This window comes from Paenibacillus illinoisensis NBRC 15959 (assembly GCF_004000925.1).
GTDB classification, from domain to species: Bacteria; Bacillota; Bacilli; order Paenibacillales; family Paenibacillaceae; genus Paenibacillus; species Paenibacillus illinoisensis.
The window spans coordinates 1-17,494 of record NZ_BIME01000003.1; the positions used below are offsets into that span (position 1 = coordinate 1).

At 45.2% G+C, this 17,494-nt stretch carries 9 protein-coding genes; all 9 read right to left on the reverse strand.

Annotation, left to right across the window (positions count from 1 at the left end; translation table 11 throughout):
- Positions 1-107: 107 nt before the first annotated feature.
- A complete protein-coding gene (locus PIL01S_RS08750; RefSeq protein ID WP_095291355.1) occupies positions 108-830 on the reverse strand; it encodes a response regulator transcription factor in 723 nt (240 codons plus the stop codon).
- Between the two features lie 4 nt (positions 831-834).
- Positions 835-1,995: a sensor histidine kinase gene (locus tag PIL01S_RS08755; protein ID WP_095291353.1), complete on the reverse strand. Its 1,161-nt coding sequence runs from the start codon at positions 1,993-1,995 to the stop codon at positions 835-837.
- A 47-nt stretch (positions 1,996-2,042) separates the two neighbouring features.
- Positions 2,043-4,766, reverse strand: a complete 2,724-nt coding sequence (locus tag PIL01S_RS08760; RefSeq protein ID WP_127537224.1) for a stalk domain-containing protein — start codon at positions 4,764-4,766, stop codon at positions 2,043-2,045.
- Between the two features lie 232 nt (positions 4,767-4,998).
- Positions 4,999-8,706, reverse strand: a complete 3,708-nt coding sequence (locus tag PIL01S_RS08765) for a SwmB domain-containing protein (RefSeq protein WP_127537225.1) — start codon at positions 8,704-8,706, stop codon at positions 4,999-5,001.
- Positions 8,707-8,889: 183 nt separating this feature from the next.
- On the reverse strand, positions 8,890-10,092 hold the full coding sequence (metK, locus tag PIL01S_RS08770) for a methionine adenosyltransferase (RefSeq protein WP_127537226.1): 1,203 nt from the start codon (positions 10,090-10,092) through the stop codon (positions 8,890-8,892).
- A 255-nt stretch (positions 10,093-10,347) separates the two neighbouring features.
- Positions 10,348-10,623, reverse strand: coding sequence for an alpha/beta-type small acid-soluble spore protein (locus tag PIL01S_RS08775; RefSeq protein ID WP_095291345.1), 276 nt, complete (start codon positions 10,621-10,623; stop codon positions 10,348-10,350).
- A 137-nt stretch (positions 10,624-10,760) separates the two neighbouring features.
- Complete coding sequence (locus PIL01S_RS08780; protein ID WP_127537227.1) at positions 10,761-11,318, reverse strand: hypothetical protein; 558 nt, start codon at positions 11,316-11,318, stop codon at positions 10,761-10,763.
- A 139-nt stretch (positions 11,319-11,457) separates the two neighbouring features.
- Complete coding sequence (locus tag PIL01S_RS08785) at positions 11,458-14,049, reverse strand: hypothetical protein (RefSeq protein ID WP_127537228.1); 2,592 nt, start codon at positions 14,047-14,049, stop codon at positions 11,458-11,460.
- A 147-nt stretch (positions 14,050-14,196) separates the two neighbouring features.
- Positions 14,197-17,136 carry an S-layer homology domain-containing protein gene (locus tag PIL01S_RS08790; protein ID WP_164764197.1) on the reverse strand — a complete coding sequence of 980 codons (2,940 nt, stop codon included), beginning with the start codon at positions 17,134-17,136 and terminating at the stop codon, positions 14,197-14,199.
- Positions 17,137-17,494 lie beyond the last annotated feature (358 nt).

Here is a 17,494-nt window from a genome sequence, read left to right on the forward strand (position 1 = left end):
TAAAGTCCATTAACCCGCAGACCAATCCGGGCAATCGGGAAGGGTGCGAGTGAACAGATATCTATGGTACCATTCTAATTTTATTAACAGGAAATCTTATACGTGTATTAGAGCGTAACCCAACCATACTTGATGGAGTTAATAACGGCTTGTGTACGGTCATCTACTTCCATCTTCTGCAGAATGCTGCTGACATGGTTTTTCACCGTTTTTTCACTGATGAACAGGAATTCACCAATCATTTTGTTACTCTTACCTTCAGCCATCAGACGAAGCACTTCTGCCTCACGACGAGTGAGCGGGTTGTTATCGCCAGCGACAAATTTAACCCCAGCTTCTTTTGAAGCACCTTCGCTCATCGCACCTGTTTCATTAAGATACGTCATACGACGCAGCTGCATGATCAGTTTGCCTGTTACTTTAGGGTGAATGAACGCATGCCCCTCATGAACGGAACGAATCGCATTGATTAGGGATTCAGCTTCCATATCCTTCAGCAAGTATCCGTTGGCACCTTTACGCAAAGTCTCAAATACATAACTTTCATCATCATGAATAGAAAGAATAATGACTTTAACGTCCGGGAACAGCTCACGCAGTTTCTCCGTCGCTTCAACCCCGTTCTCCACAGGCATGTTGATATCCATTAGAACGATATCCGGCTTCTCCTGGTTACAGAATTCAAGCACCTGAATCCCATCGCCACATTCGCCGATGACCTCAATATCGTCCTCCATGTTCAAAATGCGTTTTAGCCCTTCACGGAACAGCTGATGATCGTCAGCCAAAAGAACTTTAATTGATGTATTACCAGTATCACGGTTTTCCATCCTGCTACTCCTTTCCCTTATCCACGTTTGTCGGGATATGAATCACGATTTTGGTTCCTTGATTTTCTGCGGATTCAATCTCTATTCTGCCTTCCAGCAGTTCAACCCGTTCTCTCATCCCAATCAGACCGAAATGGTTGTGATCCTTGCTTTTCTTCGCAAGAAGCTCCGGTTTGAAGCCAAGCCCATTGTCCTGAACGACAATTTTGACGAGCTGAGCCTGGTATGTAATTTCCACTACAACATGAGTGGGATAAGCATGCTTTGCAGCATTGGATAGACCCTCCTGCACGAGACGGTAGATTGCAGCCTCCATTGCAGAAGACAAGCGGTGTTCCTTGCCTCTTGTTTCAAAAATCGAGCGAATTTTTGTTTTTACTTCAAAATCCTGCACGTATTTCCGAAGCGTTGGAATCAATCCCAAGTCATCCAGTGCCATAGGACGCAAATTGAATATTACTTTTCTCATTTCTTCAAGACTGGAACGAACCTGGCCTTTCAAATCTATTATTTCGGCCTGGACCATCTTAAAATCCTGCTTAATGAGCATTCTTTCTACAATTTCCGTCCTAAGTACTAGATTGGCGAGCATCTGCGCAGGCCCGTCATGAATCTCACGTGCAATGCGCTTCCGCTCTTCTTCCTGGGCCAAAATTATTTTCAAACCAATCATTTGTCGATTCTTGGCGGACTCAATGATCCGGGTCACTTGACCCAGCTCACCTGACAAGTACTCCAGTACGACCCCCATCTGCGAACCAATCGTTTCAGCACGCTCCACAGAAGCCTCCACATTTTTGGCACGCTTCTGCAGGTCATCCCGACGGGCCTTCAGATACATTTCCTTCTCACGATAAATCATCAGGTCCAGCTGCAACTGCGTCGCTTTCTCATACGCCTGCTTGATATCATGCTCGGAATAACGGACGAAGTCACGGCTAACCTCAGTCAGACGGATCCGGGAGCGGCGGTAGTTGAGCTCCAATTGATCTACTTTCTCGATCGTTTCCGCCGTCTCCTTCAGAACCGACTTCAACTCCTCATTTAGAGTTTTTAGCTCCTCACGGGTTGAGTCCATGATTTCGAACATTTGATATTTGCTGTTTTCCATGACTTGTATGGCGTTTTTAATGACGCGGTCTATGGCATCGGCTTGTAAATCCACGTTAGTTCGACTCCATTTCTATCGTTTCCGGTATATATCATACCATATCACGATGAGATGGTAACGGTCTTCGTTTTCTGTTCCCATTTTACAGTCAATCCAAGTTGCTCGGAAACGAGTCGAAGAGGGACTAAAGTCCTACCTCCAGATACATATGGGGCTACTGTTGCGCTCTGTCTTTTTCCATTCAAGATGAATTCTTTCTGTCCCACGACCAGATCAATCAGTTTCCCGCCGCGAATAACGGTGATCCGCTGATTTTTGCTATCCCAGCTTGCCTGTCCTCCAAAGGCATCCAGCACATGCTTGATTGGGACATATGTTGTACCATTTTTCAGCACCGGTGCTGCATCAATTGCCTTTTTTGTTCCGTTCACTGTCATCGACTTCTGTCCAAGTACAAGGGAAGCTGTTCCTGTAGGCAGTCCTACTTCACTGGATTTCGATGGCATGGTGAAGGCAATGTTATCAAATGCAACGGTACCTGTCATGGCGCGCTCATCCTGGCCCTCTTCTACATTGACTACATAGACACGTTTCAGCTTGGCTGGATATGCAATGTTCAGACCGCTCAGGTCCACGTTCACCTTTTTCCACCCGCTCCAGTCAATGGCCTTCGCGAGATCAGCATATACGGTTTTCCCATTGGCATCCGTAAACTCTGCACGGAGCCAGTTCAGGCTCTTGTCACCCATTACATCCATCGACATGGACGTTGCGGCTGAAGATACTTCTCTGCCTGTTGTCCCGTTCAATTGGGCATAAGCATACATTTTCCCTGTACCTGCAGTCATGTCGTAGCTCAGCTGAAGCACTTTGGAGCCAGCCTTTTCACCTGTACCCGCCGTTACGGCTGCTGAACCAGTTACGCCAGTGGCGTTCGTTGTAAAGTTGATTGGATAACTTACATTCTCGAAGTTCTCCCAGGTGGTTTCGCTGTCAGCAGCCGTAAGAACAACGACCGTACTGTAGCCGTCATAACGACCGATTGCGTATCCAACCTGTGCTCCTGAATTTACAGAAGATACCGTTAATTGATCGCCAGCCACTTTACCTTTGAAACCGATAAATTCCCATGTCAGCGAATCAGCCGGAACGGTTACACTTTGCCCATCTTTCGTCTTCGCAGTCACAGGGATCGACATGGTCGTTCCCGCTTTCAGCGAGCCACGACCAGAACCTGCAGTCAGAGAGGATAGCTCGCTTCCACCGAGCACCGTTACTTTAACGGTAGAAGATGCTCCGTTGCTGGTTGCTGTGAGCGTAGCCGTTCCCGGTTTAACACCCTTAATCACGCCATTACTCACGCTGACGATGCCATTGTTGCTTGATTTCCAGGTCAGCTTGATGTCTCCGGTCGCAATCGGGTTGTAATACGTGTCATACCCTTTGGCTGAATACTCGCCCTCTTGTCCTACCAGCAGCGTTTGACTGCCACTTACAGCGAAGCCTTTCAGCTTGCCTTCCGGAGCGGTAGAGAATACGCCGAGTGTGTTTACGACCTGACGCTGCTCTGTGCCATATTCTGTATTGAAAGTCAGACTAGCATTTTCTTCCCCAAGCGGACGTGTCACCATGGTGGTAGAGCCGCCTCCGTCCAGGTTCATGCCTTTCCATACTCCGATACTGGTCATGAAGGATTGCAATTCAGTCAGCGACAAGCCGCTGCTGTTACTGTTTTTCTCAGCCGCAATAATATAGACATATCGACCATCCTGAGAATAGCCTACCGCTGTTCTCGCACGAATACCTCCAATACCGGAAGAGGCGATATCACGGGAGAAAGTAGCCGCTTTGCCTCCGTTGACAAGGATGGTATGACCACCAATCATCATGTCCAGATTGGTTGGATCCACCGATTGTCCGGTTGTTTTGGCTACGAGCTTGTAGTCCGCATTAAGCGTCTGTCCCACGGAGAGGTGAGTCATGATCCAGGTAGCGGCTGTTCCGTGTGCACGCAAAATGTACCCGTCCTCCGGTACCGTCATGTCCAGTGCCTTTTTGTCGGAAATTTGCGTAATGACGCCATTCTGTACCAGCACCTCTGTTGGTGTCGTAGAAGGGTCATTCGGACGCTTGGTTGAAGTCCAGGCAGATGTATAAATATACATCGAGTTGGCGTGACTGTATTTGACCGAGCCTGACTCTACCGTATAGTCTTCCTTGTTAATTCCGCGTAGAGCAAACGTAGAACCGTCATCGGCCTTCACCGTACCGTCGAAAGAGTATTCGTCGATCATCGGTTTGCCATCTTTAGTCACGATGAGAGCATACATACCTGTCAGTTCCGAAGGTGTGGAGATCAGAACACCGTCTGAGACCTGTCCACCAATTGGAGCAAGCTCCCCGGATACGTTAAAATAATCACCGTTCACGGCAGCAACTGCACCGTTTTCCTTGGCCATGCCGCCTGTGCTTTGTTTACTGTTCAAGTTGCCGCCCTTACCTGTCATCACATCGAGTTTCACATAAGGGTTTTGCAGATCTACCTGAATTACGTCTGCCAGCACATTCACTTTCGAGCCGGATCTTGTGGTTGTATATTTGTATTTCATGAGCTTCGCGCCGGAAGTCAGAATTTCCTCACTTAACTTGCTTGTACTTGTAGATGCCGCAGCAGCTACCGACTGCCACGTCGTTCCCGACCAGACCTGCTGCCCTGCTCCCAAAACCGGTGCAATCCAGATCACACCTGCCAGTGTCACAATTGCCCATTTCTTCGCCTTGCTGCCCTTCACGTCTTCCAGCGGTTTCCCGTGTTTCCCCAGCATGTTTGAAACGTCTCTCCCATCTTGTATATCAATCTTAGACATCAAGTGTCCTGCCAAAAATGGCAGAGAACAGCCAGATCCCTAGTATACTCTACTATTAATAGACTGCTTTTCGTGGAAAAAGTTACGCCCGCAGCCAACTTTGAGGGTATTCCGTACAAAAAAAGACCCCAAGCATGGCATGGAATGGCCACACTTGAAGTCGCATTGATATATTCATCTACGTTCCAAATTACAAGTAACCCAGTTGATTCAACACTCGCTTCAACATTACTGCAGCTTGTGCACGAGTTGCATTACCTTGAGGTTCAAATGTTCTGGATGTCATCCCCTGGATGATACCCTCCTGAACTGCTTTGGCAACCGAATCCTTGGATTGAATTTTGCTGCTATCCTTGAACTTGGACAATGTTGAAGCCGCTGATGATTGAAGTGATACCGGCTTTCCACCGTAACTCAACGCACGAACCATCATAATAGCCATCTGCTCACGGGTGATCAGACTATCTGGTTTGAAGGTTCCATCTGTATTCCCCGTAATGATTCCTGCTTCTGCAGCAGCACCAATGTAGGCACTCGTCAGGTCACCACCGCGAATATCACGGAAACGACGCGCTGCGGTCTGATCACCTTTCAGTCCCAGCCCCTTGGCTACCAACTCGGCAAACTCGGCACGTGTGATTTTCTGATTCGGTCCATAGAAAGAACCATTCGTTGTACCAATGATCCACTTGGATGCGAGTTCTTTGATCACTGGGCCAGCCCAGTGGCTGGCCGTATCCTGATAGCTAACAGAATGGTTGACCGGAACTACCGTCTGATTACCATTCAACTGTCCTTTGACAATCAATCCCCCAGATGTCGTTGAGAACGTATGCGGTACATTTGCCAAGACCAGCGTTACCGGATCAATATAGGTCAGACCAGAAGTCAATGTAGGTGTATTGGATGGAAGCTGCATCGACAGTTGACTTTTGATATTCTGCTCGGCTCGTTGGTTTGTATTTCGGTTAAACGCAGAGAGATATACCTCTGTAACATTTCCCAGCTTTTGCGCTCCGGCACTGATTAACATACCGTCTATGGTTCCCGAATTGGACACTGGCACAGTCTCCACTTGCACGTAAAGATAGGAAGCATCAGTACTTGTCGTATTGCCTCCTACACTTTGAAGCAAGCCAGTTACATCAAGATTGGACAGCGGAACCATCCACAAGCGATCTCCGAACTTGACTCCGATGGAGCTTGTTCGATTACTGGAAGCAACCTGAGCAAGAGTATTCAACGGGAATCCAATATATGCAGAAGAGTCACTTCCCGGAATTTCCAACACAACCGGTTGTCCCGTTTTCCCATTGGTCGTGGCGTATTGATAAGCTTGCATCAGCTTTGCCCCATCTACATTGTATTGCTGCGTGGAACGGTTATTGCGTGACATCGTAGATGTTGCAGTAGCTGTATCATTGCTCATCACATACAATGCCTGTCCATAGCTCGAAGCCTCCAGCTCGGTCAACCATGAAGGACGCCCGCTTGTCTGACTGCCGGTTGAACTTCCACTTTGTTGTAAGGCCAGTGGTCCAAATGCAGCAATCGTATTATTCAACGCATCCCGCAATGGAACAGCCCCTGGCGTATAACTGACTGTACCCGTTTGACCTGCTGTAGCAGCAGTGGAGAGATTTAGCGTAACCACTGATCCAGTAATTGAAGCAGAAATTACGTTTGTTGTTGTGCCCCCAAGCTGAACGCTGAACTGGGAAGCCGTAAGAGCCGTTTGAGCCTGGAGTGCATCACGGAAGTTAATATATACCTTGTCCCCTTGAAGGGTAGCTGATAGGATCTTTCCGTTACCATAAGTGTACGTTACTGGAGCCAAGTTAACATAACCTGCAGGGTTTCCATTCAGGTCAGTTAAACGAAGCGTTCCTGGTACATAAGAAAACGTGACGTTTTGTGTACTGGCTACAGTATTGGCCAGCGTCAAAGTAATCAGATCATCCTCAATTTCCGTATCATTCACGTAAACGGCCTTACCATCTACCAGTACGGAGTATTGACTCTTGAGTGGTTTATTCGTCCGACTAAGCGGCTCATTGTATCTGATCCACATGGTCGTGCCGCTCACTTCTGCACTTTTGAATTCAGGCGGCTTCGTATCAATTGTATTACGAACATAGAATCCGCTGAATCCGGCAAGTGCCTGTCCGCGGCTATCTTTTACAGGCCAGGATCCAGGCGCATAAGACACTCGCAAGACTTCACCATTTTGGATGGAACGACTAAGAGTTAGCGTAACTACCGAACTGTTATACGTTGAAATACTGTTAATCCCGACAGCTGATCCATCTGCCGTAACGCTGAATTGTCTCACTGCGTCACTGGAACTGATATAGACCGTCTCCGGATAGTATAGTGTGATGGTATTGTTGTAGGCACTGCCTTCACGAGGCTTCGACATAATAGAGTCCAGACTGTTCTCCACATCTCTAGCCGAGAAGGCAGCAGCGGCGTTTAGAGATAAATCCTGAATTTTGCGTGTTCCCGTTCCAGGAGCATAAGCAATTCTAACAACCTGGCCAACAGCTACCCCCGTATCCAGCACAACATGTACACTGTCTCCCGATACATAGGAGGTGCTTACATTCCGATTTTCCCCATTCACCGTTACCGTGAAGCTGGAAGAAAACGGATCCAGAGTTGAGAGCAGCTCGTCATAGGTCAATCGAATAATTGTATTGCTGTACATTTTTGCAGTCTTGAGTACAGGAGGTGTGGTATCCACCGTTAACGTTCTGAAGGACCACGATGTCGCACCATTCAAGCCTGTAAACAAGTTCCCTGATTTATCGCGAAAAACATTCGCTGGAACATCCACAGTATACGTCGTGTTGCTCGTCAGACTGGCTTGTGGAATAATTCGCAGCTGCCTTGGGTTGGAGGTATTAATAACTGTGGTAGAAGCCACAATCCCGCCGTTGGCATTCTTCAAGGTAGCCGAGCCTTTATAATTGGTATCCAGCTCTTTGCTGAAGGTTAGAGTAAATTCATTCGTAAGTGATACGCCTGTTGCTCCATTCGAAGGAGACAGGGAAGATACGGTTAGTGCAGTTGGATCGGATACAACAGTGAAGCCCCACGTGCTCCGCTGAATAGATCCCGTATCATTGTTCTGATCATCGCGCAGGAATCCTTCCGGTATATCTATGTACATCGTACTGTTACTGGTCCAGTTTTGGGCCGGGTCAATCGTCACCGTAGTTCTAGCTGCATTAAAAGTAAGCTGTGATGAATTGGCATCGATTTCCTCTACAACTGTACTTCCCTGATAGATTCTCAGTTTGCCTGCTCCCTTGTTCACTGCACGGTCAAAGGTCAGCTGAATATTGGCAGAAGGCGATACATTCGTTGCTGCATTAGCAGGAAACTGTCCTGTTAATCGTGCTGAACTGACTCCCGCTGTGCGAAATGTCCATTCTTTGTTCAATCCACCGAACAGCTGTCCATCCGCATATTCAAATGATTGGCTGCCCACTGTGACATAAAAGGTGCCCCCTGGCAGCGGTGTTGGCAGCTGAATTCGTACAACTTTACCCAGATTAGGATCTACTGATAAATCATCTGGATTAACCGTTACTGTTTCACTGTCTACGAGAACCTCTGTAACCACAGAGTCATCCTGAATTCTGCGTATCGAGATTTTATCCGTAGTACCTGCTATTTTTTTGACAGGTTTAATAAACTCCATCATCAGCGGCACAGTGCCATCTGCCTGTGTTGCGTTTAGTGTTGGTGTTGTTGCACTAATTCCGTTTGTCGTCAGGTCGTCAGCAGCATACGCAGATTCCAATCCTGTCCATCCGGTTAACCCACCTTGTATAACTAGCATCATAATCATCAGGCTAATGAATCCCTTACGGGCCATTTTTTTCACAAACACCCATCCTTCCTCCTATCAACCCATTTTCCTATTGTCTGATATACAGACCTCTTTATTTATGTCGGTCACCGGAGGAATTTTGTTTAATAGAATGGAAATAAAAGGTGTTTATTTTATCATTGTACGCAAAAAAGCCCCTGATTCCTGATCGGAACCAAAGGCTTTGATCTATCGCAATTGAACTTACAGACCCGCTTGAGCTTTCAAAGCATCGGCTTTGTCCACTTGCTCCCAAGGTACATCCAGATCTGTGCGGCCGAAGTGACCGTAAGCAGCCGTTTGTTTGTAAATTGGGCGACGCAGATCCAGCATACGGATGATGCCAGCTGGACGCAGATCGAAGTTGTTACGTACCAACTCAACCAGCTTCTCTTCGCTGACTTTGCCAGTTCCGTATGTATCCACGTTGATCGATACCGGGTTGGCTACACCAATCGCATAAGCGAGCTGGATTTCCACTTTGTCTGCAAGACCTGCAGCAACGAGGTTCTTCGCTACGTAGCGAGCCGCGTAAGCAGCGGAACGGTCTACTTTTGTCGGATCTTTACCGGAGAATGCGCCACCGCCGTGACGTGCATAACCGCCGTAGGTATCTACGATGATTTTACGTCCAGTCAGGCCTGCATCTCCTTGAGGTCCGCCAATAACGAAACGTCCTGTTGGGTTGATGAAATATTTAGTCTGCTCATCCAGCAATTCAGCCGGAACGACAGGCAGGATAACTTGTTCTTTAATATCTTTTTGAATCTGCTCAAGGGTAATCTCTTCAGCGTGCTGAGTGGATACTACAATTGTATCGACACGAACTACTTTGTCGCCGTCGTATTCGATCGTTACTTGAGTTTTACCGTCCGGACGGAGGTAATCCAGTGTACCGTTTTTACGCACCTCAGCTAGGCGGCGTGCAATACGGTGGGACAATGCGATTGGCAATGGCATGAGTTCTGGTGTTTCATTCGTTGCAAACCCGAACATCAGGCCTTGGTCACCCGCACCGATGTTTTCTGTTTCGCGAGCGACTTGAGCCGGGTCACGGTTCTCCAGAGCTGCGTTAACCCCTTGCGCGATATCGGCAGACTGCTCGTTCAGAGAAGTCAGAACGGCACAAGTGTTGTAGTCAAAACCATATTTGGCACGTGTGTACCCGATTTCCTTAACCGTGTTACGTACAATGGCCGGAATGTCTACGTATTCAGAAGCTGAACTGATTTCACCGATGACAAGCACTAGGCCTGTAGCCACGGAAACTTCGCACGCTACGCGAGCGTTTGGATCATTCGCCAGAAACGCGTCCAATACGGCGTCCGAGATCTGGTCGCAAATCTTATCCGGATGTCCTTCGGTTACAGACTCCGATGTGAATAGATGTCGGCCTTTAACAGACATGAAGTTTCAACCTCCCATAACTAGTAGTATGGCGATTGCCCGAACAAAACATTTACGGTGATTCGTTCACTGTACCCTCGAAAGCTTTCCGGGCGGAATAAGGACGCAGGGTCCGCAGTTACGAAGATAAGGATTTTTCAGGTAATTGCCCTAACAAAAAATCAACCTTTTCCTCCTGGAAAAGGTTGCATACCTCAACTGCCATCTTAACGCATTTGTCAAGCCGTGTCAAACCATGTGGGATAAGGAAAAACCTTATAATAACTGCTTTTCAGCCTGACGAATCAGCCTTTTCGTAATCTCGCCACCAACTGATCCGTTCTCACGGGATGTCAGATGTCCCCAGCCTTTATACTGACCATAGGAATGATCACTCACAGCTCCCAGCTCAGAACCAAACTCGGTATCTGCACCAGCAAGGGCATTTTGACCGTACCCTACATTCAACCCAAACTCGGCAGCAATCTCATATTTCATTTGATCCAGCATCTGACGACTTTCTGGTACCACTCTGCGGTTGCTTCTAGCCATGATTCCTGCACCTCCGTTAATTGGTTTTGTACAATTATAGAGTGAGCAGGAACACTCATGGCTAGCCTTATAAATGTTTGTTAGAACTGGTTAATCTACACAAATGAAATGTATAAAAATGCGAATAAATGCTTAACCTATTTCAGAGAATATCCGCCGCGAACCATAACTGTCAGGCTGTACTTGTTACCATCCAATACCGTTATGCCCCGTCCATCCCTTGGAAAAGAGAGCAGGTGATTGGTCGGCGCTGCCTGTCCATTCGTTAGGTCAACTCCGTCCGTCAGATCAGCTACACCGTTTGTACCTTCACTGACGATCACAGCCTTGCCGCTGCGTACAATGAACTCAGCGCCAGAGGCACCGATTAGCTGTTGACCCGGCTTCACGGTAACGATCTCTACCGCATCAGATGCTCCAGATACCACCGGTGGAAGCGAAGTGTCACCACCGGTGCTGCCTGTCCCTGTAGATCCACTATTATTGCCTGCGGAGCTTCCCGATCCAGCATTAGTACCTCCGTTTAAAGCCTTTTGAATTTGTTGATCTACATAGCTCTTCGTCACAACCGGATCATCCGCTGTCCCTGGTTGACTTGTTCCTGCACCTATAGCTGTGTTGCTGTATACAGATCCAACCCACACGCCCACACCAATAGCCAGCGCAGCCAGGGATACTTTCATATAAGGTTTCATTGCTTTGTTTCCTCCTCTGGTAATCTATCTATCATTTACTATAGAGAAAAATACCCAGTGCGACAAGCAAAACCTCGCTCCAATGATATGGAAGCGAGGTTTTGCTTGTCAAATTATACGAGATTAAAAGGTTGGAAACTTATCTAAACTCTTCAGGTTCTTCTTTTGGAAGCTTGGATGTATCGTATCCATATCCTTGCTCGGCCAGTCGAATACGCTGTCCTTGGAATTGGTCGTATACGGTTAAGCGATACGAACCACCACGCAATTTTTCGAAGAAGCTGTCTTCTATAATCCAGCTTAACGTTTGATTGGTGCCAGCCTTCAGATCTGTTCCTATGGCCAGCTCTTTTTCAAATGTTTTGCCAGACTGATCGGTCAATGTAAGAATGAGTTTGTGTTCGTTCTCGCCCATCTCAATCTCTTCATTACGCGACAAACTGTAATTCATCTCTACCTGAACCGATGAACTTCCTGCTAGATATGTTCGTACACTGTTAGCGGTTAAGGTATATGGATAGAGATCAATATTCGTTAAAGTGCCCAATACGTTAATGGACGTAGGCGGCACTTCAAAAGCCAGTGCATTCACGTAGGCAGTTGCCTCTCCTTCACCCGTAACAAATTTACTATCAGCAATTCCCTCTCCCACAATCAGACGCATATCCGAGAATGTGCCTGATTTAGGAACTTTGGCCCAAAACGTAACAATCGACTTTTGGCCAGGTCCAGGTAATCGTTCAGATTGTTTGGCGGTTGCTCGGTAATATTGGCCGTCAGAGGTTTTAAAATATCCAACCAGCTTGCCAAGACCGCTCTGACGGAGTGATTTATTGGTCATCTCGAACTCAGTATACACAATATCCGATGATGTTCCCGGATAACGAATGGTTCTTCGCACACTCATCTCCGTCTCTTTATCTGCTGTACCAGACGTATATGTCTTACCTGTACCTACATAAGAAATCGGCTGAATCAGCCCTGATGTATTCAACGTAATCCATTCATTTGTTTCTTCTTCACTGACTTTCTCAATTAAACTTACTTCCAGCCGGCTCATACGAAGCTCAGAAGGAATCTTGGTTAACAGATAGGCTTCTGTCGTCATACCCGCTCCCAACAATTTGCCGCTCTGCGTGTAGATCAGCTTCTTGTCTCCATCAACTTGAGCGGAGTCAATGGTAAACATGGCTTCTAGTTCGGGCAGCTGTACTGTTTTGGTGCCAGCATTACGAATGGTTACTTTGGCTGCAACAATGTCACTGTCCAACCAAGGCAGACGCTGTAAAGACCCTAGAGAAACACCAAAGGTTCCTTTATTGTTTTTTATCAAACTTTCTGTAGTTAATCCATCACCACTGGAAATAGCTTGTGGGATGGCATAAACGCCTACAGGGTAGGAAAATTCAAAACTATTAGATGGAGTCGCAGATTCCGTGCTTTCACTTTTATTCATCGGACTCATCGCGTACAGCTTAATCTTGCTTGTATCTCCGTCTCCTTGAAGACTCGTATTAAGCTTGATCGTTTTAATATCTCCAGGATTCAGCTTCAGAGCATCCAATGCTTTCGTTTCTATTGGATACACCGTTCCATCTGCGGTACGGACCTCAAAAGTATATGTTGGTACTTTGATCGCTTTCTTACCTTCATTCTTAAGCACCAGCTGCATGTTGAGATCGTATGCTCCATCATCTACTCGGACCTTGGCCGACTCTAGAAGTGTGGACAACCGCTGTCCTTCAACCGATATGATATTCGGCTGATTCGCAGCCACCTCTACGTTCGTTTTACTGGCTTCTGGCAGTTGTAGTGCAGCTACAGGTAGTACCATTTTCTCCTCGCCCTGTTCTTCAACTAGAAGGAGTTCGGATTTTTGCAGTTTAACCGAAGTTGGTAGTGATGCCATCAAGCTGAGGGCTTTATTGGCCTGAGCTTGAATGCTCACACTTGTACTATCCTTATCTGGAGTAAGCGGATAATTGGTTCCACTTGGTGTACGCAAAATCCATTTGATGTTCGGGTTTTCAAGCAATTTATAACTAATATTGTTTAAATTCACACCAATTTTCACATACTGATTCTTATCTTCCCCTGGGAATACCTTAATACCAGCGACCTTTATCTTTACAGCTGAGTCACTAAGTCGAACGGTTTTCGTTTTCCCTACGGGTGTTGTAATACTATAGGAAGCGGGCACATTAAACTTACCCAGCGTTCGTTCATAGTTCGCTTGACTGAAATCCCATTTAACGATGAGAAAGTTCAGATCGCTTAGCTTTACTTCACGTCCAACTTTCATAACGTACGTCAGATCTACGGTGGATCCAGGGGCAACTGTTTTCTTCTCCTGATCCTTCGCAATCAGTTTAGGTGAGAAGAGCGTTCCGCCTTTTGTTTTCACTTTGCTCCAATAATCGATCATCATGAGTGGCGAGCTATCATTGTTTTTGTAAGTCAACGTATACGTAACCACGTTGCCATCATCCTGAGACAGGATGTTCACATCCGTTAGTTTCACGGTGCTGCGTGATGTTACTTTAACAGAGGATAAGTTACTTAGTGTATGTACAACCTTGTTCGTTGTAATTGTCGCTTTCTTCGATGAGCTACTGTTTGAACTGTTGGCTGACGTTTTATTGGTTGTGCTCGCTGCCATCGCAATCCCAGGTGTTGAGCTAACTAACAAGGTGCTCGCGAGTAAACTTACAAACAATTTTCTTCGACTCACTTCCAAACCTCCCATATGTTGCTTGTTGCACTTATAGTATAAACGTTTAATAGGGAGAGAAAGTTACGATGTTGTTGAATTTCAACTATAAAAATAAACAAAAGAGGTCTAGAAAAATTCTAGACCTCTTTTTTAGAAAAGTATTACTTATTGAGTTCTAACTGCACCTTTAGCAGTGATTACGTTACCTTGAGTATCTTGGATATATTTAGCATTATCCTTGATTTCGATAGAGTAACCATTTGCACTACCTTTAGCGTCAACAATCTCAACGATGAATTGAGCAGGTGTAGTCGCAGTTGCATTAACTACTTGAACTACGTTGTAATGGAAATCAGTTTGGTTTGTGAATGCAGGTACCTCTTTATTGTCAGACAAACGAGTTACGATAAGATCTTGAGCATACAAACCAACAAGTGCTGGAGTAGCATTCAAGTTCTCTGTTACATTTACAGTAGTAGTGTAAGTGGAACCAGTAACTGTTGTAGCATAAACATTTTGGTTAGCTGCAACTTCAGGTTTAACTTCATCTTTAATGTTAGAAGAAATCACAACTGGTGTTGTGCTGTTGAATGAAATTTCATTTTGAGCAGCACCGATGAATTTAGTACCATTAAATGATACAGACAAACCTGCTGGAGAATAAACGTCACGATCCAATTTGATTGTTACTGTGTCTGTATCATTAGCAACAACATCAGTTACACCGTATCCAGGTACAGTAACTGAATTTTTGTTAACAACACGAGAAACAGACTGATTCAATTTAACTTTGATATCACGTTTTCCTGTAAGGGAAGCACTGTTTCCTGCATCGTTATAATCTTTAAGGCTGATATAACGGTATTCTGCAAGATCCAATACTGTGTTAAATCCAGCAAGGTAGTTACCTGCTACGTCTTTAACACCTTGTACTCTAACTTTTGTAAGCAAAGTAGAATTTACATCTTGGCCTCCGATAGTTACAGGCAATTCAATTACCACTGCTTTACCATCTTGTGTTACAGACAGGTAAGCATCGCTCGGCAGACCAATTTCTTTGTTATCAAATGTCAAAGAGTAATTAGCACGGTTCAACAAGGACTCTGGATCCATTTTCTCGTCAAACACGATAACTGCACGACGAGCATTGTCAGAAACGTTGAAGGAAACCGAGGCAACATTAGGAGCTGTAGTATCACCTACATTAAATGTAGTAGTGTAATCCAGCATTACGTTACCAAGAACAGTTGCGTCTTTAACACCAGCAATATTCAAAGTGTTAGTACCTTCTGGAAGATCCGAGAAGAAGTTAACCAAGAGAATATTTTTAGTTGAAGAATCTTTGAAAGTTACACTGGAGATTTGACGAACTTTTCCGTCTTTGTCTTTAACAGTGATCAATTTCAAGAAATCTTGACTAGCAAGTGGTTTGCTGAATGTCAAAGCCAATTGATTTTTAGTTCCAGTCGTTACACGTGCATCCAAAACTTGTGGACGCTCTGTATCGATTTCAGCTTTAACCAGTTTAGATGTTTGAGTGATTTCGTTACCAGAGAAGTCTTTTACTTTCTCAACGAAAATTGTAGTTTCGTAAGAAGGAAGAGCTTTATCAGTATCGAAGTAGAACTCGTATTTGTTAGCAGACAATCTTACAACGCTGCTAGGAGTGATTTTAGAATCGCCACGTTTGTGGTAAACGTTAGCTTTATCCAGTGTAGAGTCATCGATATCTTCACTGAATGTTACAGTCAGTTTTTCCAAAGTTGCAGTAGCTTCAGCAATTGTTGGAGCTGTGTTGTCTTCAACAACGGAGAACTTGTGGTCGGATTTCAAGGATTTGAAACCTGCGAAATCTTCAACACCAGTTACTGTCAGAGTGTGTTCACCAACACTCAGTGCAGAGCTGGATTTCAGAATAACTTCACGACCTTCAACATTTGGAGAGCTGTAGAAACCTTGACCATCAACCTGGAAGTTGTTTGTGTAAGATTGTTTTACAGGCTCGCTGAAGATAATTTTGATTGCTTTAGTTCCCAAACCAGTTACACTTACAACTTCAGGAAGCTTGTTGTCTACTGGAGTAAACTCAACATTGCTTGCTTCGATTGTTTTAGTACCAGCTTTAACACCAGTAACTGTTACAGTGTATTTTTGTTGGTTTTTGAAAGCTTGATCTTGATCCAAAGTCAGAACAACTTCATTTCCAGAAGCGCTCAGTACAGCGGATTTCACAGTCAGATTAGCATTCAATCTGTAGTTGTCTTTCAGTTCTGCAGTGGCTTTATCAACTTTACCGTCAAAAGTAACAGTTACTTCTTTCAAGTTGTCTGCAGATACAGATTGCAATTTAGTTGCTTCAGTTACTACATAAGTAACTTTCTCAGTGAACTCTTTATCTTTGTAAGTGAATTTCACTTCAGTTTCTTTGTTAGCTTCGAGAGCTTTATCCAAAGTTACTTTAACAGTTTCGCCGTCGCTGATTTTGAACTCAACTACTTTACCAGCTTCGGATACTGTGTAAGATGTCACTTTCAAGCTTTGAGCTTGATCGATGGAGTATGCTGCACCTACCAACAATTCACGGGAAGCGTTAGCACTGAAGTTAGCGTTAGCATCGATCAGACCAGCGTTGATCGCTGCTTGAACATAACCTTTAGCCCATGCTGCTGCGCTGTTGTTAGTTTCAGTTGGGATTTCCAGATCCAGTGCACGAGTCAGGATTGTAGCCATCTCAGCGATAGTTACTTTACCGTTGAAGTCAAAGATTTTCTTCTCAACGTTTTTACCTTCCATGATGCCTGCAGCTGTTACTGCTTCAATGTAAGGAGCAGCCCAGTTTTTAGCGTTGTAGTTTTTGTCGTTGTAAGAGTACACACCAGTGATCTCTTTCAAGCCGAGCAATTTAGTGATAACTTTCGCGAACTCAGCGCGAGTCATCTCTTTGTCCAGACCAGCTGTGCCATCTGGGTAACCGTTGAAGATACCTTTAGCTTTCAATGCATCAAATTGTTGTTGTGGTGTAACTGCTGTATCACCGAATGCTACAGATGCAAACATCGAGAATGCCATTGCTGTAGACAAAGCGACGGATAAAATTTTCTTCATAACCTTTTTTTCTCCTCCTTGGGCGTTCATAACATGGGAATTTTCTTTAATAGGGTCGCTCGTGTTCCTCATTCTATTGTCGCACCCCCTTTCCAGAGTCATGAGCAAGTTAATATAAATGATGTCTGTGAGCAAATCACAGAAACTTGTAAACTAGAATAATAATAGAATCATACGAAAATAGAGTAGTTTCCTAATCCTACCTTACGTATTATACAATGGGTCTCTCGTGCCGTAAAGCAATTTTTTCTAATAAATAGACAAGATTCTTCACGAGGTCATTCTTGGTAAGAGGCCCAATGTTTTCGACTCTACATCTTAAACGCAGTAGATTTCAAAAAGTTGCGGATTCTTCAAA